General features: G+C 57.9%; 11 protein-coding genes and 1 tRNA gene. All 12 read right to left on the reverse strand.

Translation table 11 applies throughout. The features are described from left to right. Positions 1–31: 31 nt before the first annotated feature. Positions 32–2,134: an elongation factor G gene (gene fusA / locus NAV32_RS17025; protein ID WP_256053972.1), complete on the reverse strand. Its 2,103-nt coding sequence runs from the start codon at positions 2,132–2,134 to the stop codon at positions 32–34. A 30-nt stretch (positions 2,135–2,164) separates the two neighbouring features. After that, complete coding sequence (gene rpsG, locus NAV32_RS17030; protein WP_256053973.1) at positions 2,165–2,635, reverse strand: 30S ribosomal protein S7; 471 nt, start codon at positions 2,633–2,635, stop codon at positions 2,165–2,167. Positions 2,636–2,734: 99 nt separating this feature from the next. Continuing rightward, positions 2,735–3,106 (reverse strand): 30S ribosomal protein S12, encoded by a 372-nt coding sequence (rpsL, locus tag NAV32_RS17035; RefSeq protein WP_025240342.1) that lies wholly within the window; start codon positions 3,104–3,106, stop codon positions 2,735–2,737. A gap of 137 nt (positions 3,107–3,243) precedes the next feature. Then, entirely contained in the window at positions 3,244–7,443 is a 4,200-nt protein-coding gene (gene rpoC / locus NAV32_RS17040) for a DNA-directed RNA polymerase subunit beta' (protein ID WP_256053976.1), read from the reverse strand. Between the two features lie 61 nt (positions 7,444–7,504). After that, complete coding sequence (gene rpoB / locus NAV32_RS17045) at positions 7,505–11,575, reverse strand: DNA-directed RNA polymerase subunit beta (protein ID WP_256053977.1); 4,071 nt, start codon at positions 11,573–11,575, stop codon at positions 7,505–7,507. A gap of 212 nt (positions 11,576–11,787) precedes the next feature. Continuing rightward, positions 11,788–12,156, reverse strand: coding sequence for a 50S ribosomal protein L7/L12 (rplL, locus tag NAV32_RS17050; protein ID WP_256053978.1), 369 nt, complete (start codon positions 12,154–12,156; stop codon positions 11,788–11,790). A 76-nt stretch (positions 12,157–12,232) separates the two neighbouring features. Then, positions 12,233–12,733, reverse strand: coding sequence for a 50S ribosomal protein L10 (gene rplJ / locus NAV32_RS17055; RefSeq protein ID WP_256053979.1), 501 nt, complete (start codon positions 12,731–12,733; stop codon positions 12,233–12,235). 207 nt (positions 12,734–12,940) lie between these two features. Beyond that, positions 12,941–13,636: a 50S ribosomal protein L1 gene (rplA, locus tag NAV32_RS17060; RefSeq protein WP_256053980.1), complete on the reverse strand. Its 696-nt coding sequence runs from the start codon at positions 13,634–13,636 to the stop codon at positions 12,941–12,943. Beyond that, positions 13,636–14,067, reverse strand: a complete 432-nt coding sequence (rplK, locus tag NAV32_RS17065; RefSeq protein WP_003280820.1) for a 50S ribosomal protein L11 — start codon at positions 14,065–14,067, stop codon at positions 13,636–13,638. Before rplK ends, rplA begins: the two co-directional genes overlap by 1 nt. 112 nt (positions 14,068–14,179) lie before the next feature. Then, a complete protein-coding gene (gene nusG / locus NAV32_RS17070; protein ID WP_019342058.1) occupies positions 14,180–14,713 on the reverse strand; it encodes a transcription termination/antitermination protein NusG in 534 nt (177 codons plus the stop codon). Between the two features lie 9 nt (positions 14,714–14,722). Beyond that, positions 14,723–15,091 carry a preprotein translocase subunit SecE gene (secE, locus tag NAV32_RS17075; RefSeq protein WP_256053981.1) on the reverse strand — a complete coding sequence of 123 codons (369 nt, stop codon included), beginning with the start codon at positions 15,089–15,091 and terminating at the stop codon, positions 14,723–14,725. 43 nt (positions 15,092–15,134) lie between these two features. Further along, a tRNA-Trp gene (locus NAV32_RS17080) sits at positions 15,135–15,210 on the reverse strand. Between the last annotated feature and the right edge of the window lie 52 nt (positions 15,211–15,262).

Consider the following 15,262-nt stretch of genomic DNA (forward strand, 5'->3'; position numbering starts at 1 on the left):
CGACAGTAAACCTCTTACTTAAAGGGCTGAATCAACCTTGTTTTTTAACAATAGCTTCGACGATATTCGACGGAGCTTCGGAGTACTTCGAGAATTCCATGGAGTAGCTGGCGCGACCCTGAGACATGGAACGTACATCAGTTGCATAGCCGAACATTTCGCCCAGCGGCACTTCAGCACGGATGACCTTGCCAGTGACAGAGTCTTCCATCCCCTGAATCAGACCACGACGACGGTTCAAGTCACCCATCACGTCGCCCATGTAGTCCTCAGGTGTCACAACCTCGACCTTCATCACCGGCTCAAGCAGTACGGCACCGCCCTTCTGGGACAGCTGCTTGGTGGCCATGGAAGCCGCGATCTTGAACGCCATCTCGTTAGAGTCGACGTCGTGGTAGGAACCATCGAATACAGTGGCTTTCAGGCCAAGCAGCGGATAGCCGGCCAGAACACCGTTCTTCATCTGCTCTTCGATACCCTTCTGGATCGCCGGGATGTATTCCTTCGGAACCACACCACCCACAACCTCGTTCTTGAACTCCAGACCTTCCTGACCTTCGTCGGATGGCTCGAAGCGAATCCAGCAATGACCAAACTGACCACGACCACCGGACTGACGAACGAACTTGCCTTCGATCTCGCACTTGTTGCGGATCATCTCGCGATAGGCAACCTGCGGCTTGCCGATGTTGGCCTCGACATTGAACTCGCGACGCATGCGGTCAACGATGATGTCCAGGTGCAACTCGCCCATACCACCAATGATGGTCTGGCCGGTTTCCTCATCGGTACGCACGCGGAAAGACGGATCTTCCTGAGCCAGGCGACTCAGTGCGACACCCATCTTCTCCTGGTCAGCCTTGGTCTTGGGCTCCACGGCAACGTGAATGACCGGCTCCGGGAAGTCCATGCGCTCAAGCACGATCTGCTGAGTCAGGTCACACAGGGTATCGCCCGTGGTTACGTCCTTCATGCCGATCAATGCGGCGATGTCGCCCGCACGCACTTCCTTGATTTCTTCACGCTGGTTGGCGTGCATCTGAACCATACGGCCGACGCGCTCCTTCTTGCCCTTGACCGAGTTGATGACCGAGTCACCAGAAGCCAGAACACCGGAATACACGCGAACGAAGGTCAGAGTACCAACGAAGGGATCGGTAGCGATCTTGAATGCCAGCGCAGAGAAAGGCGCCTCATCCGAGGATTCACGCTCGTCGATCTTCTCTTCGTCATCCGGATGAACACCCTTGATGGCAGGGACTTCGTCCGGCGCCGGCAGGTATTCGATGACCGCATCCAGAACCAGGGGCACGCCCTTGTTCTTGAAAGAAGAACCGAGAACAGCCGGCACGATCTCACAGGCAATGGTGCGCTGACGCAGACCGGCCTTGATTTCCTCGACAGTGAGCTCGCCACCTTCCAGGTACTTGTTCATCAGCTCTTCATTGGCTTCGGCTGCAGCTTCTACCAGGTTGGAGCGATATTCCTCAGCCTGAGCCTGAAGCTCTGCCGGGATCTCTTCCTCACGGAAGCTCATACCCTTGTCTTCTTCGTTCCAGTAGATCGCCTTCATCTTGATCAGGTCGACCTGACCAATGAAGTTTTCTTCCGAACCGATCTGCAGCTGCAGCGGAACCGGGGTGTGACCCAGACGCTTTTTGATCTGCTCGACCACACGCAGGAAGTTCGAGCCCTGGCGGTCCATCTTGTTCACGTAGACGATACGCGGAACACCGTACTTGTTGGCTTGACGCCATACGGTTTCGGACTGAGGCTCAACACCAGAGGTGCCACAGAACACGACAACCGCACCATCGAGGACACGCAGGGAGCGCTCCACTTCGATGGTGAAGTCCACGTGACCGGGGGTATCGATGACGTTGACGCGATGGTTCTTGAACTGCTTGGCGGAGCCCTGCCAGAAGGCAGTTACCGCAGCAGAGGTAATGGTGATACCGCGCTCTTGCTCCTGAACCATCCAGTCGGTGGTCGAGGCGCCGTCATGGGTTTCACCCATCTTGTGGTTAACACCGGTATAGAACAGCACGCGCTCTGTAGTGGTGGTTTTACCCGCATCCACGTGGGCACAGATACCGATGTTACGGTAGAGGTTGATCGGTGTAGAACGAGCCATAAAGCCCTCGCGAGTTGTTGACGCTGAAAATTAGAAGCGGTAGTGCGAGAAAGCCTTGTTGGCTTCGGCCATACGGTGCACGTCTTCACGCTTCTTGACCGCAGCGCCTTTACCGTCAAATGCATCCGCCAGCTCACCCGCAAGGCGCAGGGCCATGGACTTCTCGCCGCGCTTGCGTGCGGCATCCACCAGCCAGCGCATGGCCAGTGCGTTACGACGGGACGGGCGAACTTCGACCGGAACCTGGTAAGTCGCACCACCTACGCGGCGGGACTTCACTTCGACCAGCGGAGCGATGGCGTCGAGTGCTTTTTCGAAGATTTCCAGGGGATCGCTGTTCTTGCGCTCTTTGACCTTTTCCAGAGCACCATAAACGATACGCTCGGCGACGGCTTTCTTGCCGCTCTCCATTACGTGGTTCATGAATTTGGCAAGAATCAGACTTCCGTATTTCGGATCGTCAAGGATCTCGCGCTTGGCTGCTACACGACGTCTTGGCATTGATAAGCCCTCAAACGGTCTTCAGGTTAGCTCGGGACAATAACGACTGGGTCACGCCCGACCTTACTCTTATCGACTCAGATAAATAGAAATTGCTGCTTACTTCGGACGCTTGGTGCCGTACTTCGAACGGCCCTGCTTGCGATCCTTGACGCCGGAGGTATCCAGCGAACCGCGCACAGTGTGGTAGCGAACACCCGGAAGGTCTTTTACACGACCGCCACGGATCAGCACTACGCTGTGCTCTTGCAGGTTGTGACCTTCACCACCAATGTAGGAAGCGACTTCAAAACCGTTGGTCAGACGAACACGGCACACCTTACGCAGGGCGGAGTTCGGTTTCTTTGGCGTGGTGGTGTACACACGGGTGCACACGCCACGGCGTTGCGGGCAGTTTTGCAGCGCAGGGACGTCGCTTTTCTCGACGACCCGCTTGCGCGGCTGACGTACCAGCTGGTTGATCGTTGCCATCTACTAGCTCCACTGTTGTCTTTCGACACAAACGAAAAATGGCAGGGCACAAAGCCCCGCCAAATTAGGGGTACAAGAGTCTAAAGAGCTTCTTGCACACCGTCAAGGCAGACCCCGGCTTACGCCGGGGCCTTCCCTCAATTGCCGCTGGAGTTCAGCGCCTCGGTGAGAGCCGCTTCGACTTCATCAGCGCTGACCCGCACCGGCTTGTCGGCCTCACGCTTGCGCTTGCGCTCGCTGTGATACTGCAAGCCGGTACCAGCAGGGATCAGACGACCCACCACCACGTTTTCCTTCAGGCCACGCAGGTAATCGCGCTTGCCGGTAACCGCCGCCTCGGTAAGAACGCGAGTGGTTTCCTGGAAAGATGCCGCCGAAATGAACGACTCGGTGGACAGCGACGCCTTGGTGATACCCAGCAATACGCGCACGTACTTGGCGACGAACTTGTCCCCTTCGCCCAGACGCTCGTTCTCTTCCAGAACGTGGGTCAGTTCCATCTGGTCACCCTTGATGAAGCTGGAATCACCCGACTCGGCGATCTCGACCTTGCGCAACATCTGACGAAGAATCGTCTCGATGTGCTTGTCATTGATCTTCACACCCTGCAGGCGGTACACGTCCTGAATCTCATTGACGATGTACTTGGCCAGCGCGCTGACACCCAGCAATCGCAGGATGTCGTGCGGGTTGCTCGGGCCGTCGGAGATGACTTCACCCTTGTTCACCTGTTCGCCTTCGAAGACGTTCAGGTGACGCCACTTCGGAATCAGCTCTTCGTACGGGTCGCTGCCATCAGTCGGCGTGATCACCAGGCGGCGCTTGCCCTTGGTTTCCTTGCCGAAGGAGATGGTGCCGCTGATTTCCGCCAGGATCGACGGCTCTTTCGGACGACGCGCTTCGAACAGATCGGCAACGCGCGGCAGACCACCAGTAATGTCACGGGTCTTCGAGGTTTCCTGCGGGATACGCGCGATGACGTCACCCACATTGATCTCTGCACCATCGGCCACACCGACCAATGCGTTGGCAGGCAGGAAGTACTGGGCCGGAACGTCGGTGCCGGGTAGCAGCAGCTCCTTGCCACTCGAGTCGACCATCTTGATGGCCGGACGAATGTCCTTGCCGGAAGCCGGACGATCCTTCGGATCCATCACCTCGATGTTGGTCAGACCTGTCAGCTCGTCGGTCTGGCGCTTGATGGTGATGTTTTCTTCCATGCCGACGAAGGTCACGACACCCTTCATTTCGGTCACGATCGGGTGAGTGTGCGGGTCCCATTTGGCAACGACAGTGCCAGCATCGACCTTGTCGCCTTCCTTGATGGAAATCACTGCGCCGTAGGGCAGCTTGTAACGCTCGCGCTCACGCCCAAAGTCGTCCGCAACCGCCAGCTCGCCGGAACGCGATACCGCGACCAATGCGCCGTCCAGTCGCTCGACGTATTTGAGGTTGTGCAGACGAATGGTGCCGCCGTTCTTCACCAGTACGTTGTCGACAGCCGAGGTCCGGCTTGCCGCGCCACCGATGTGGAAGGTACGCATGGTCAGCTGGGTACCCGGCTCACCGATGGACTGTGCGGCGATAACGCCCACTGCCTCACCGATATTGACCTGATGCCCACGCGCCAGATCGCGGCCGTAGCACTTGGCGCAGATGCCGTAGCGGGTTTCACAGCTGATGGGCGAGCGCACGATCACTTCGTCGATGCTGTTGAGCTCGATAAAATCGACCCACGTCTCGTCAACCAGCGTACCAGCTGGCACCAGCACATCTTCGCTGCCCGGCTTGAGTACGTCACGAGCGATGACACGACCCAGTACACGCTCACCGAGCGGCTCAACCACGTCGCCACCTTCGATGTGCGGCGTCATGTACAGACCCTGCTCAGTGCCGCAATCAACCTCGGTCACCACCAGATCCTGCGCCACGTCGACCAGACGACGGGTCAGGTAACCGGAGTTCGCGGTCTTCAGTGCGGTATCCGCCAGGCCCTTACGAGCACCGTGCGTGGAGATGAAGTACTGCAGTACGTTCAGACCCTCACGGAAGTTCGCGGTGATCGGCGTCTCGATGATGGAGCCGTCCGGCTTGGCCATCAGGCCACGCATACCGGCCAGCTGACGGATCTGGGCAGCGGAACCCCGCGCGCCCGAGTCAGCCATCATGTACATCGAGTTGAACGAATCCTGCTCGACTTCATTGCCGTCACGGTCGATGACCTTCTCCTTCGAGAGGTTGGCCATCATCGCCTTGGAGACTTCGTCGTTGGCCTTGGACCAGAGGTCGATCACCTTGTTGTACTTCTCGCCCTGGGTGACCAGGCCGGAGGCGTACTGCGATTCGATCTCCTTCACTTCTTCGGTGGCGGCATCGATGATGCGAGCCTTCTCATCCGGGATGACGAAGTCGTTCACGCCAATGGAAACGCCGGAAATCGTCGAATAGGCAAAGCCGGTGTACATCAGCTGGTCGGCGAAGATGACGGTGTCCTTCAGACCCACCGTGCGATAGCACAGGTTGATCAGCTTGGAGATCGCCTTCTTCTTCATCGGCTGGTTGACCACGTCGAACGACAGGCCGGCCGGAACGATTTGGAACAGCAGCGCACGCCCGATAGTGGTGTCGACGATGCGGGTGTTCTTGGTGATGGTGCCGTCGCGATCTTTGATCACTTCGTTAATGCGCACTTTTACGCGAGCATGCAGCGACGCATCGCCGCCGCGGAACACGCGGTCGACTTCTTGCAGGTCGGCAAATACGCGACCTTCGCCCTTCGCATTGATCGCCTCGCGGGTCATGTAGTACAGACCCAGAACAACGTCCTGCGATGGCACGATGATCGGCTCACCGTTGGCGGGCGACAGGATGTTGTTGGTGGACATCATCAGCGCGCGCGCTTCCAGCTGGGCTTCCAGCGTCAGCGGCACGTGGACGGCCATCTGGTCACCGTCGAAGTCAGCGTTATACGCCGCGCAGACCAGCGGGTGCAGCTGGATCGCCTTGCCTTCGATCAGAACCGGCTCGAACGCCTGGATACCCAGACGGTGCAGGGTCGGGGCGCGGTTGAGCAGCACGGGGTGTTCGCGGATGACTTCGGCGAGAACGTCCCAGACCTCGGGCAGTTCGCGCTCGACCATCTTCTTGGCGGCCTTGATAGTGGTCGCCATGCCGCGCATTTCCAGCTTGCCGAAAATGAACGGTTTGAACAGCTCGAGGGCCATCTTCTTCGGCAGACCGCACTGATGCAGGCGCAGGGTCGGGCCGACGGTAATAACCGAACGACCGGAGTAGTCCACACGCTTGCCCAGCAGGTTCTGACGGAAACGACCCTGCTTGCCCTTGATCATGTCAGCCAGGGACTTCAGAGGACGCTTGTTCGAGCCGGTGATGGCGCGGCCACGACGGCCGTTGTCCAGCAGTGCGTCGACCGCTTCCTGCAACATGCGCTTTTCGTTGCGCACGATGATGTCCGGCGCCGACAGGTCGAGCAGGCGCTTAAGACGGTTGTTACGGTTGATCACGCGGCGATACAGATCATTGAGATCCGAAGTCGCGAAGCGACCACCATCCAGCGGAACCAGCGGACGCAGGTCCGGCGGCAGTACCGGCAGCACAGTCAGCACCATCCACTCAGGCAGGTTACCCGAGCCATGGAAGGCTTCCATCAGCTTGAGGCGCTTGGACAGCTTCTTGATCTTGGTTTCCGAGTTGGTTTGCGGAATCTCTTCACGCAGGCGACCGATCTCGTGCTCCAGGTCGATTTCATGCAATAGCTCGCGCACGGCTTCAGCACCCATGCGCGCATCGAAGTCGTCACCAAACTCTTCGAGGGCTTCGAAGTACTGCTCATCGTTGAGCAACTGGCCCTTTTCCAGCGTGGTCATGCCCGGATCGATCACCACGTAGCTTTCGAAATAGAGCACGCGCTCGATGTCACGCAGGGTCATGTCCAGCAGCAGGCCAATACGGCTCGGCAGCGACTTCAGGAACCAAATGTGGGCAACCGGCGACGCCAGTTCGATGTGCGCCATGCGCTCACGACGAACCTTGGCCAGCGCGACTTCAACGCCGCACTTCTCGCAGATCACGCCGCGATGCTTGAGGCGCTTGTACTTGCCGCACAGGCACTCGTAGTCCTTGACCGGGCCAAAGATCTTGGCGCAGAACAAGCCGTCGCGCTCGGGCTTGAACGTACGGTAGTTGATGGTCTCCGGTTTCTTCACTTCACCGAAGGACCAGGAACGAATCATCTCGGGCGATGCCAGCGCAATCTTGATGGCATCGAATTCTTCGATTTGACCCTGGTTTTTCAATAGATTCAGCAGGTCTTTCAAGGCCTTTCCTCCCAGCGGAGCAGGGAGCGAACCAACGTCCGCTCCCGATGTGCATCGCGTGTTATTCGGTTTCCAGATCGATGTCGATACCCAACGAACGGATCTCTTTGATCAGTACGTTGAAGGATTCCGGCATACCCGGCTCCATGCGGTGATCGCCGTCCACGATGTTCTTGTACATCTTGGTCCGACCGTTCACATCGTCCGATTTGACAGTCAGCATTTCCTGCAGGGTGTAGGCGGCGCCATAGGCTTCCAGTGCCCAGACCTCCATCTCCCCGAAACGCTGACCACCGAACTGCGCCTTGCCACCCAGCGGCTGCTGAGTCACGAGGCTGTAGGAACCGGTGGAACGCGCATGCATCTTGTCGTCGACCAGGTGGTTCAGCTTGAGCATGTACATGTAGCCGACGGTAGTCGTGCGCTCGAACTTGTTACCGGTACGCCCGTCGAACAGCTGCATCTGACCGCTCTCCGGGAGATCGGCCAGTTTCAGCATGGCCTTGATCTCGCTTTCCTTGGCACCGTCAAACACCGGAGTGGCCATCGGCACACCCTTGCGCAGGTTGTTGGCAAGATCCAGCACTTCGCGATCACTCAGGTCGTCCAGACTTTCCTGGCGACCACCGATCTCGTTGTAGATCTGGCGCAGGAACTTGCGCAGATCAGCGACTTTGCGCTGCTCTTCGAGCATCAGGTTGATCTTCTCACCCAGGCCCTTGGCCGCGAGGCCCAGGTGGGTTTCGAGAATCTGCCCGACGTTCATACGCGACGGTACGCCCAGCGGGTTGAGGACAATATCGACCGGCGTGCCACTGGCATCGTGCGGCATGTCTTCAACCGGCATGATCACCGAGACCACACCCTTGTTACCGTGGCGACCAGCCATCTTGTCGCCCGGCTGGATGCGGCGCTTGATTGCCAGGTAAACCTTGACGATCTTCAGCACGCCCGGCGCCAGGTCATCACCCTGCTGCAGTTTGCGCTTCTTGTCCTCGAACTTGTCGTCGAGCAGTATGCGGCGGTCGGAAATGTACGCCTGAGCCTTTTCCAGCTGCTCGTTCAGCGCGTCTTCAGCCATGCGCAGCTTGAACCACTGACCATGCTCGAGACCGTCGAGGATCTCGTCGGTGATCACGGTGCCCTTCTTGAGACCCGAGCCGCCCTCGGCAGTCGCCCCTACCAGCGCCGAACGCAGACGCTCGAAAGTGGCGCCTTCGACAATGCGGAACTCCTCATTCAGGTCCTTGCGGATCTCGTCGAGCTGCATCTTCTCGATGGCCAGGGCGCGGGAGTCGCGCTCAACGCCGTCGCGGATAAACACCTGCACGTCGATGACGGTGCCTTTGGTGCCGGTCGGCACGCGCAGGGAGGTGTCCTTCACATCGGACGCCTTCTCACCGAAGATTGCGCGCAGCAGCTTCTCTTCCGGAGTGAGCTGGGTTTCGCCCTTGGGCGTGACCTTGCCTACTAGAATGTCGCCCGCGCCGACTTCGGCACCGACGTACACGATGCCCGCCTCATCCAGTTTGTTCAGCGCAGCCTCGCCCACATTAGGGATGTCTGCAGTGATTTCTTCCGGGCCGAGCTTGGTATCACGGGATACGCAGGTCAGCTCCTGGATATGGATGGTGGTGAAGCGATCTTCCTGGACCACACGCTCCGACAGGAGGATGGAGTCTTCGAAGTTGTAGCCGTTCCAGGGCATGAACGCGACGCGCATGTTCTGACCCAGGGCCAGCTCACCCATATCGGTGGACGGGCCATCGGCCATGATGTCGCCACGCTCGACCACATCACCCTTGCTCACCAGCGGACGCTGGTTAATGCAGGTGTTCTGGTTGGAGCGGGTGTATTTCGTCAGGTTATAGATGTCGACACCGGCTTCGCCAGTTTCAACTTCAGCATCATGCACACGCACGACTACACGACTGGCATCGACCGAGTCGATCACGCCGCCACGCCGCGCCACCACACAGACGCCGGAATCGCGCGCCACGTTGCGCTCCATCCCGGTACCCACCAGCGGCTTGTCGGAACGCAGGGTCGGCACGGCCTGACGCTGCATGTTGGAGCCCATCAATGCACGGTTGGCGTCATCGTGCTCAAGGAACGGAATCAGCGAAGCGGCAACGGAAACCACCTGCTTCGGCGATACGTCCATCAGCGTCACGTCTTCCGGCGCCTTGACGGTGAACTCGTTCAAGTGACGCACGGCCACCAGTTCGTCGACCAGCTTGCGGTCATCGAGCTTGGCGCTTGCCTGAGCAATCACATGGTCGGCTTCTTCGATGGCCGACAGGAACACGATCTCGTCGGTGACTTCACCTTCCTTGACCACACGATACGGGCTTTCCAGGAAGCCGTACTTGTTGGTGCGGGCATAGGCGGCCAGCGAGTTGATCAGTCCGATGTTCGGGCCTTCAGGCGTCTCGATCGGGCAGACGCGACCGTAGTGCGTCGGGTGTACGTCACGCACTTCGAAGCCGGCACGCTCACGGGTCAGACCGCCCGGGCCGAGCGCGGAAACACGGCGTTTGTGGGTGATCTCGGAAAGCGGGTTGTTCTGGTCCATGAACTGCGAGAGCTGACTGGAACCGAAGAACTCCTTCACCGCCGCCGCGACCGGCTTGGCGTTGATCAGGTCCTGCGGCATCAGGCCTTCGCTTTCGGCCATCGACAGACGTTCCTTGACCGCGCGCTCAACACGCACCAGGCCAACGCGGAACTGGTTCTCGGCCATTTCGCCCACGCAACGCACGCGACGGTTACCGAGATGGTCGATGTCATCGACAATGCCCTTGCCGTTACGGATGTCGACCAGCGTCTTGAGCACAGCAACGATGTCTTCGCGACTGAGTACGCCGGAGCCTTCGATTTCAGTACGACCGATGCGACGGTTGAACTTCATCCGACCGACAGCCGACAGGTCGTAGCGCTCGGAAGCAAAGAACAGGTTATTGAACAGCGTCTCGGCAGCATCCTTGGTAGGCGGCTCGCCAGGACGCATCATGCGATAGATCTCGACCAGTGCTTCCAGCTGATTGGTGGTCGAATCAATCTTCAGCGTGTCGGAGATGAACGGACCACAATCAATATCGTTGGTGTACAGGGTCTCGAAACGGACTACCTGAGCCTTGACGATATTGGCCAGCACTTCGACGGTCAGCTCGGTATTGCACTCAGCGATGATTTCACCGGTGGCAGGATGCACGATGGCCTTGGCCACGGTGCGACCCAGCACGTAGTCCATCGGCAGCTCAAGCTCCTTGATACCGGACTTGTCGAGCTGATTGATGTGACGTGCCGTGATACGACGACCCTGCTCAACGATGACCTTGCCACTGCCATCGGTGATGTCGAACGATGCGATCTCGCCGCGCAGACGCTGGGCAACCAGTTCAAGCGAGAGCATCTCGCCTTTAACGTGGAAGATATTGGTGTCGTAGAAAGCGTCGAGGATTTCTTCAGTGCTGTAATTCAGCGCGCGCAGCAATACCGAGGCCGGCAGCTTGCGGCGACGGTCGATACGCACGAATACGGCATCCTTCGGATCGAACTCGAAGTCCAGCCAGGAACCGCGGTAGGGAATGATGCGCGCGGAATACAGCAGCTTGCCCGAACTGTGCGTCTTGCCACGGTCGTGGTCGAAGAAGACACCCGGTGAGCGGTGCAGCTGGGATACGATGACACGCTCGGTACCGTTGATAATGAAGGTACCGTTCTCAGTCATCAGGGGAATTTCCCCCATGTAGACTTCCTGCTCCTTGATGTCCTTGATCGCCTTGCTCGAGGATTCCTTGTCAAAAATGATCAGGCGCACCTTGACCCGCAACGGAACCGCGAAGGTTACACCGCGCAGGACACATTCCTTGACATCGAAAGCCGGCTCGCCAAGGCGATAACCGACGTATTCCAGCGCTGCATTGCCGGAATAACTGATAATCGGGAAAACGGATTTGAAGGCTGCGTGCAAGCCAATGTCGCGGAACTGATCCTTTGTCGCTCCCGCCTGCAGGAATTCGCGATACGAATCCAGCTGGATGGCCAAAAGATACGGCACGTCCATCACGTGCGGTAACTTGCTAAAGTCCTTGCGGATTCGTTTTTTCTCAGTGTATGAGTAAGCCATCAGCGTTCCCCAGCTTGGTCACCTGCTTGTTTGGCCCCTCCCGACGGAAGTAGCCAGAAAATCGTGCGAATCCTTGATTCGCGCCACTCATTGAGTGGGTCTTTCCGATAGCCAGCCACACCAGTCGGCTATAACGGAAAAAGGCCGGTGGCAAAAGCCACCAGCCATCAGCCTTGTGCGAGTCGCTCCGGCTGTAGACGCAAGGTCGTCGCTTACTTGAGCTCGACTTTGGCGCCTGCTTCTTCCAGCGCTTTCTTGGCAGCTTCAGCTTCGTCCTTGGAGACGCCTTCCTTGACCACGCCAGGGGCGCCGTCAACAACAGCCTTGGCTTCTTTCAGGCCCAGACCGGTCAGCTCGCGAACTGCCTTGATCACGTTTACTTTCTTGTCGCCAGCTTCAGTCAGAACGACAGTGAACTCGGTCTGCTCTTCAGCAGCGGCAGCAGCCGGGCCAGCAGCAGCAACAGTAGCTGCAGCAGCAGTAACACCGAACTTCTCTTCCATTGCCTTGATCAGTTCAACAACCTGCATCACGGACATTTCGGAAACGGCGTTGATGATGTCTTCGTTGGTCAGAGCCATGACTCTAAGTTCCTGTATTTAGGTGACGGCCTACGGCCATCTAATTCATAAGAAGTTTGAAAGCAGCGTGCTCGCCTTAGGCGGCAGCGGCTTCCTTCTGGTCGCGAACGGCCGCCAGTGTACGAGCCAGCTTGCTGGTAGCGCCTTGAATCACGCTCATCAGCTGCGAAATGGCTTCGTCGTAGGTCGGCAGGGTTGCCAGCACGTCGATCTGATTGGCTGCGATGAACTGACCCTCGAACGCAGCGGCCTTGATCTCGAACTTGTCCTGACCCTTGGCGAACTCCTTGAAGATACGAGCGGCAGCGCCCGGATGTTCGTTGGAGAATGCAATCAGGGTCGGGCCTTTGAGCACGTCGTTGAGCACATCAAACTGAGTGCCTTCAACGGCGCGCTTGAGCAGGGTATTACGTACGACACGTACATAAACGCCGGCTTCGCGGGCCTCTTTACGGAGTCCGGTCATGGCCCCCACGGTCACGCCACGGGCATCAGCCACGACAGCGGACAGGGCAGCACTGGCAGCCTCGTTGACTTCAGCGACGATGGCCTTCTTGTCTTCGAGTTTGATTGCCACGGGTTTTACTCCTGGATGTTACCGGTTCATCCGGTCGAAACCGGACGGGTTTTGGTGTCTGATTCGGTACGAATCGGGAGCACCTCTGCGTAGGCTTGAAGAAGCGAGCTTCAACGGTTTAAGGCTTGCACCGCCTACGGTCTTGGATAGCCCCCGCCAGGCAGGGACCCCAATCTTGCACCGCCCCGATTACCGGAGCGTATCGTCTTACGCGTCGAGGGAAGCCTGGTCGATGACCAGCCCAGGACCCATTGTGGTGCTCAGGGTCACGCGCTTGACGTAAATACCTTTGGAAGTGGACGGCTTCAGACGCTTGAGGTCAGACAGCAGTGCTTCCACGTTCTGCTTGAGCTGACCGGCTTCAAAGCCAACCTTGCCCACGGAACTGTGAATGATGCCGTTCTTGTCGGTACGGAAACGCACCTGACCAGCCTTGGCATTCTTGACTGCAGTGGCGACATCCGGAGTCACGGTACCAACCTTCGGGTTCGGCATCAGACCACGCGGACCGAGAATCTGGCCCAGCTGACCAACAACTCGCATCGCATCCGGGGAAGCAATGACCACGTCATAGTTCAGGTCGCCGCCTTTCATTTCGGCAGCCAGCTCATCCATACCAACGCGATCAGCACCGGCAGCCAGAGCAGCTTCAGCACCCGGTCCCTGAGTGAACACAGCCACGCGAACGGTCTTGCCGGTGCCGTTCGGTAGAACGGTGGCGCCGCGAACGACCTGATCGGATTTACGCGGATCAACACCCAGATTGATGGCGATATCGAAGGACTCGGTAAACTTGACAGCCGACAGCTCGGACAGCAGGGTCGCAGCCTCTTCAAAACCGTACTGCTTGCCCGCTTCGATCTTCTGGGCAATTGTCTTCTGACGCCTGGTCAACTTAGCCATTATACGCCCTCCACATTCAGGCCCATGCTGCGAGCGGAGCCAGCGATGGTCCGTACGGCAGCTTCCATTTCGGCAGCGGTCAGATCAGCCTGCTTGGTCTTGGCGATCTCTTCCAGCTGGGCACGAGTGACGGTGCCAACCTTCTGGGTGTTAGGGCGAGCGGAACCGCTGGTAATACCAGCAGCCTTCTTCAACAGCACCGCTGCAGGCGTGCTCTTGGTTTCGAATGTAAAGCTGCGATCACTGTAAACAGTAATGATCACTGGAGTTGGCAGGCCAGGTTCCTGGCCTTGAGTGCGAGCGTTGAACGCCTTGCAGAACTCCATGATATTGACACCATGCTGACCCAGCGCAGGGCCTACCGGCGGCGACGGATTGGCCTGACCGGCCTTTACCTGAAGCTTGATATAAGCTTGAATCTTCTTAGCCATAGCTACTCCGTTACGGGTTCAAGCGCCTTACGGCTCCCCTGATTACTTGTTTATCCCGGTGACGACAAAACCCCGCAGCGGCCAGCTGCGGGGTAAGGGATGCATGCTTCAGCTAGACCTTTTCGACCTGACTGAACTCCAGCTCTACCGGCGTAGAGCGTCCAAAAATCAGAACAGCCACCTGAATACGGCTCTTCTCGTAGTTGACTTCTTCGACCACACCATTGAAGTCGGCGAACGGGCCATCAGCGACTCGAACAACCTCGCCGGGCTCGAACAGGGTTTTCGGTTTCGGCTTGTCGCTGCCATCGGCAACTCGACGCAGAATGGCCTCGGCTTCCTTATCAGTGATCGGCGCAGGCTTATCGGCCGTACCACCAATGAAGCCCATCACTCGCGGAGTGTCTTTGACCAGGTGCCACGCACCCTCAGCCATATCCATCTGAACCAGAACGTAGCCGGGAAAGAACTTGCGCTCACTTTTGCGCTTCTGCCCGTTACGCATCTCCACGACTTCTTCAGTGGGGACCAGAATCTCGCCGAAATGATCTTCCATACCGGCAAGCTTGATGCGCTCGATCAACGAGCGCATGACATGCTTCTCGTAACCCGAGTAAGCATGAACCACGTACCAACGCTTAGCCACGGGACACCCTTAACCGACAACCATAGAAACCAGCCAACCGAGCAGGGAATCCAAACCCCACAACAGCAGCGCCATGACCAGCACGACCGCCAACACAATCAGCGTGGTCTGCGTGGTTTCCTGACGGGTCGGCCAAACGACTTTACGAATCTCGACGCGCGCTTCCTTTAACAAAACAAAGAAAGAACGACCTTTTGATGTTTTCAGCGCAACGAAAGCAGCCACGACCGCAACAACAAGCAGGGCAATTACTCGATACAGAATCGGTTCTGCGGCGTAGTACTGATTACCAACGACAGCCACAGCCACCAAAGCAGCAACAACAAGCCACTTCAGCAAATCGAAGCGCGTGTCTTTAGCTTCTGCCTTGACATTCATCTGAGAGAACCCTGTAAAAAACTGCCAAATTCGAAATTGAAATTGGCAGGCCAGGAGGGAATCGAACCCCCAACCTACGGTTTTGGAGACCGTCGCTCTGCCAATTGAGCTACTGGCCTAACAAGAGTCAGGCCGACTATTATGCCGGCCCGGGTAGAACAGATCAATCAA

The sequence above is a fragment of the Stutzerimonas stutzeri genome, assembly GCF_024448695.1.
Lineage (GTDB): Bacteria > Pseudomonadota > Gammaproteobacteria > Pseudomonadales > Pseudomonadaceae > Stutzerimonas > Stutzerimonas stutzeri_T.

What these genes read in the sequence shown, in the direction of transcription:
- fusA (WP_256053972.1), bottom strand. Translation starts at nt 2,134, where the DNA reads ATGGCTCGTTCTACACCGATCAACCTCTACCGTAACATCGGTATCTGT.
- rpsG (WP_256053973.1), bottom strand. Translation starts at nt 2,635, where the DNA reads ATGCCAAGACGTCGTGTAGCAGCCAAGCGCGAGATCCTTGACGATCCG.
- rpsL (WP_025240342.1), bottom strand. Translation starts at nt 3,106, where the DNA reads ATGGCAACGATCAACCAGCTGGTACGTCAGCCGCGCAAGCGGGTCGTC.
- rpoB (WP_256053977.1), bottom strand. Translation starts at nt 11,575, where the DNA reads ATGGCTTACTCATACACTGAGAAAAAACGAATCCGCAAGGACTTTAGC.
- rplL (WP_256053978.1), bottom strand. Translation starts at nt 12,156, where the DNA reads ATGGCTCTGACCAACGAAGACATCATCAACGCCGTTTCCGAAATGTCC.
- rplA (WP_256053980.1), bottom strand. Translation starts at nt 13,636, where the DNA reads ATGGCTAAGTTGACCAGGCGTCAGAAGACAATTGCCCAGAAGATCGAA.
- rplK (WP_003280820.1), bottom strand. Translation starts at nt 14,067, where the DNA reads ATGGCTAAGAAGATTCAAGCTTATATCAAGCTTCAGGTAAAGGCCGGT.
- secE (WP_256053981.1), bottom strand. Translation starts at nt 15,091, where the DNA reads ATGAATGTCAAGGCAGAAGCTAAAGACACGCGCTTCGATTTGCTGAAG.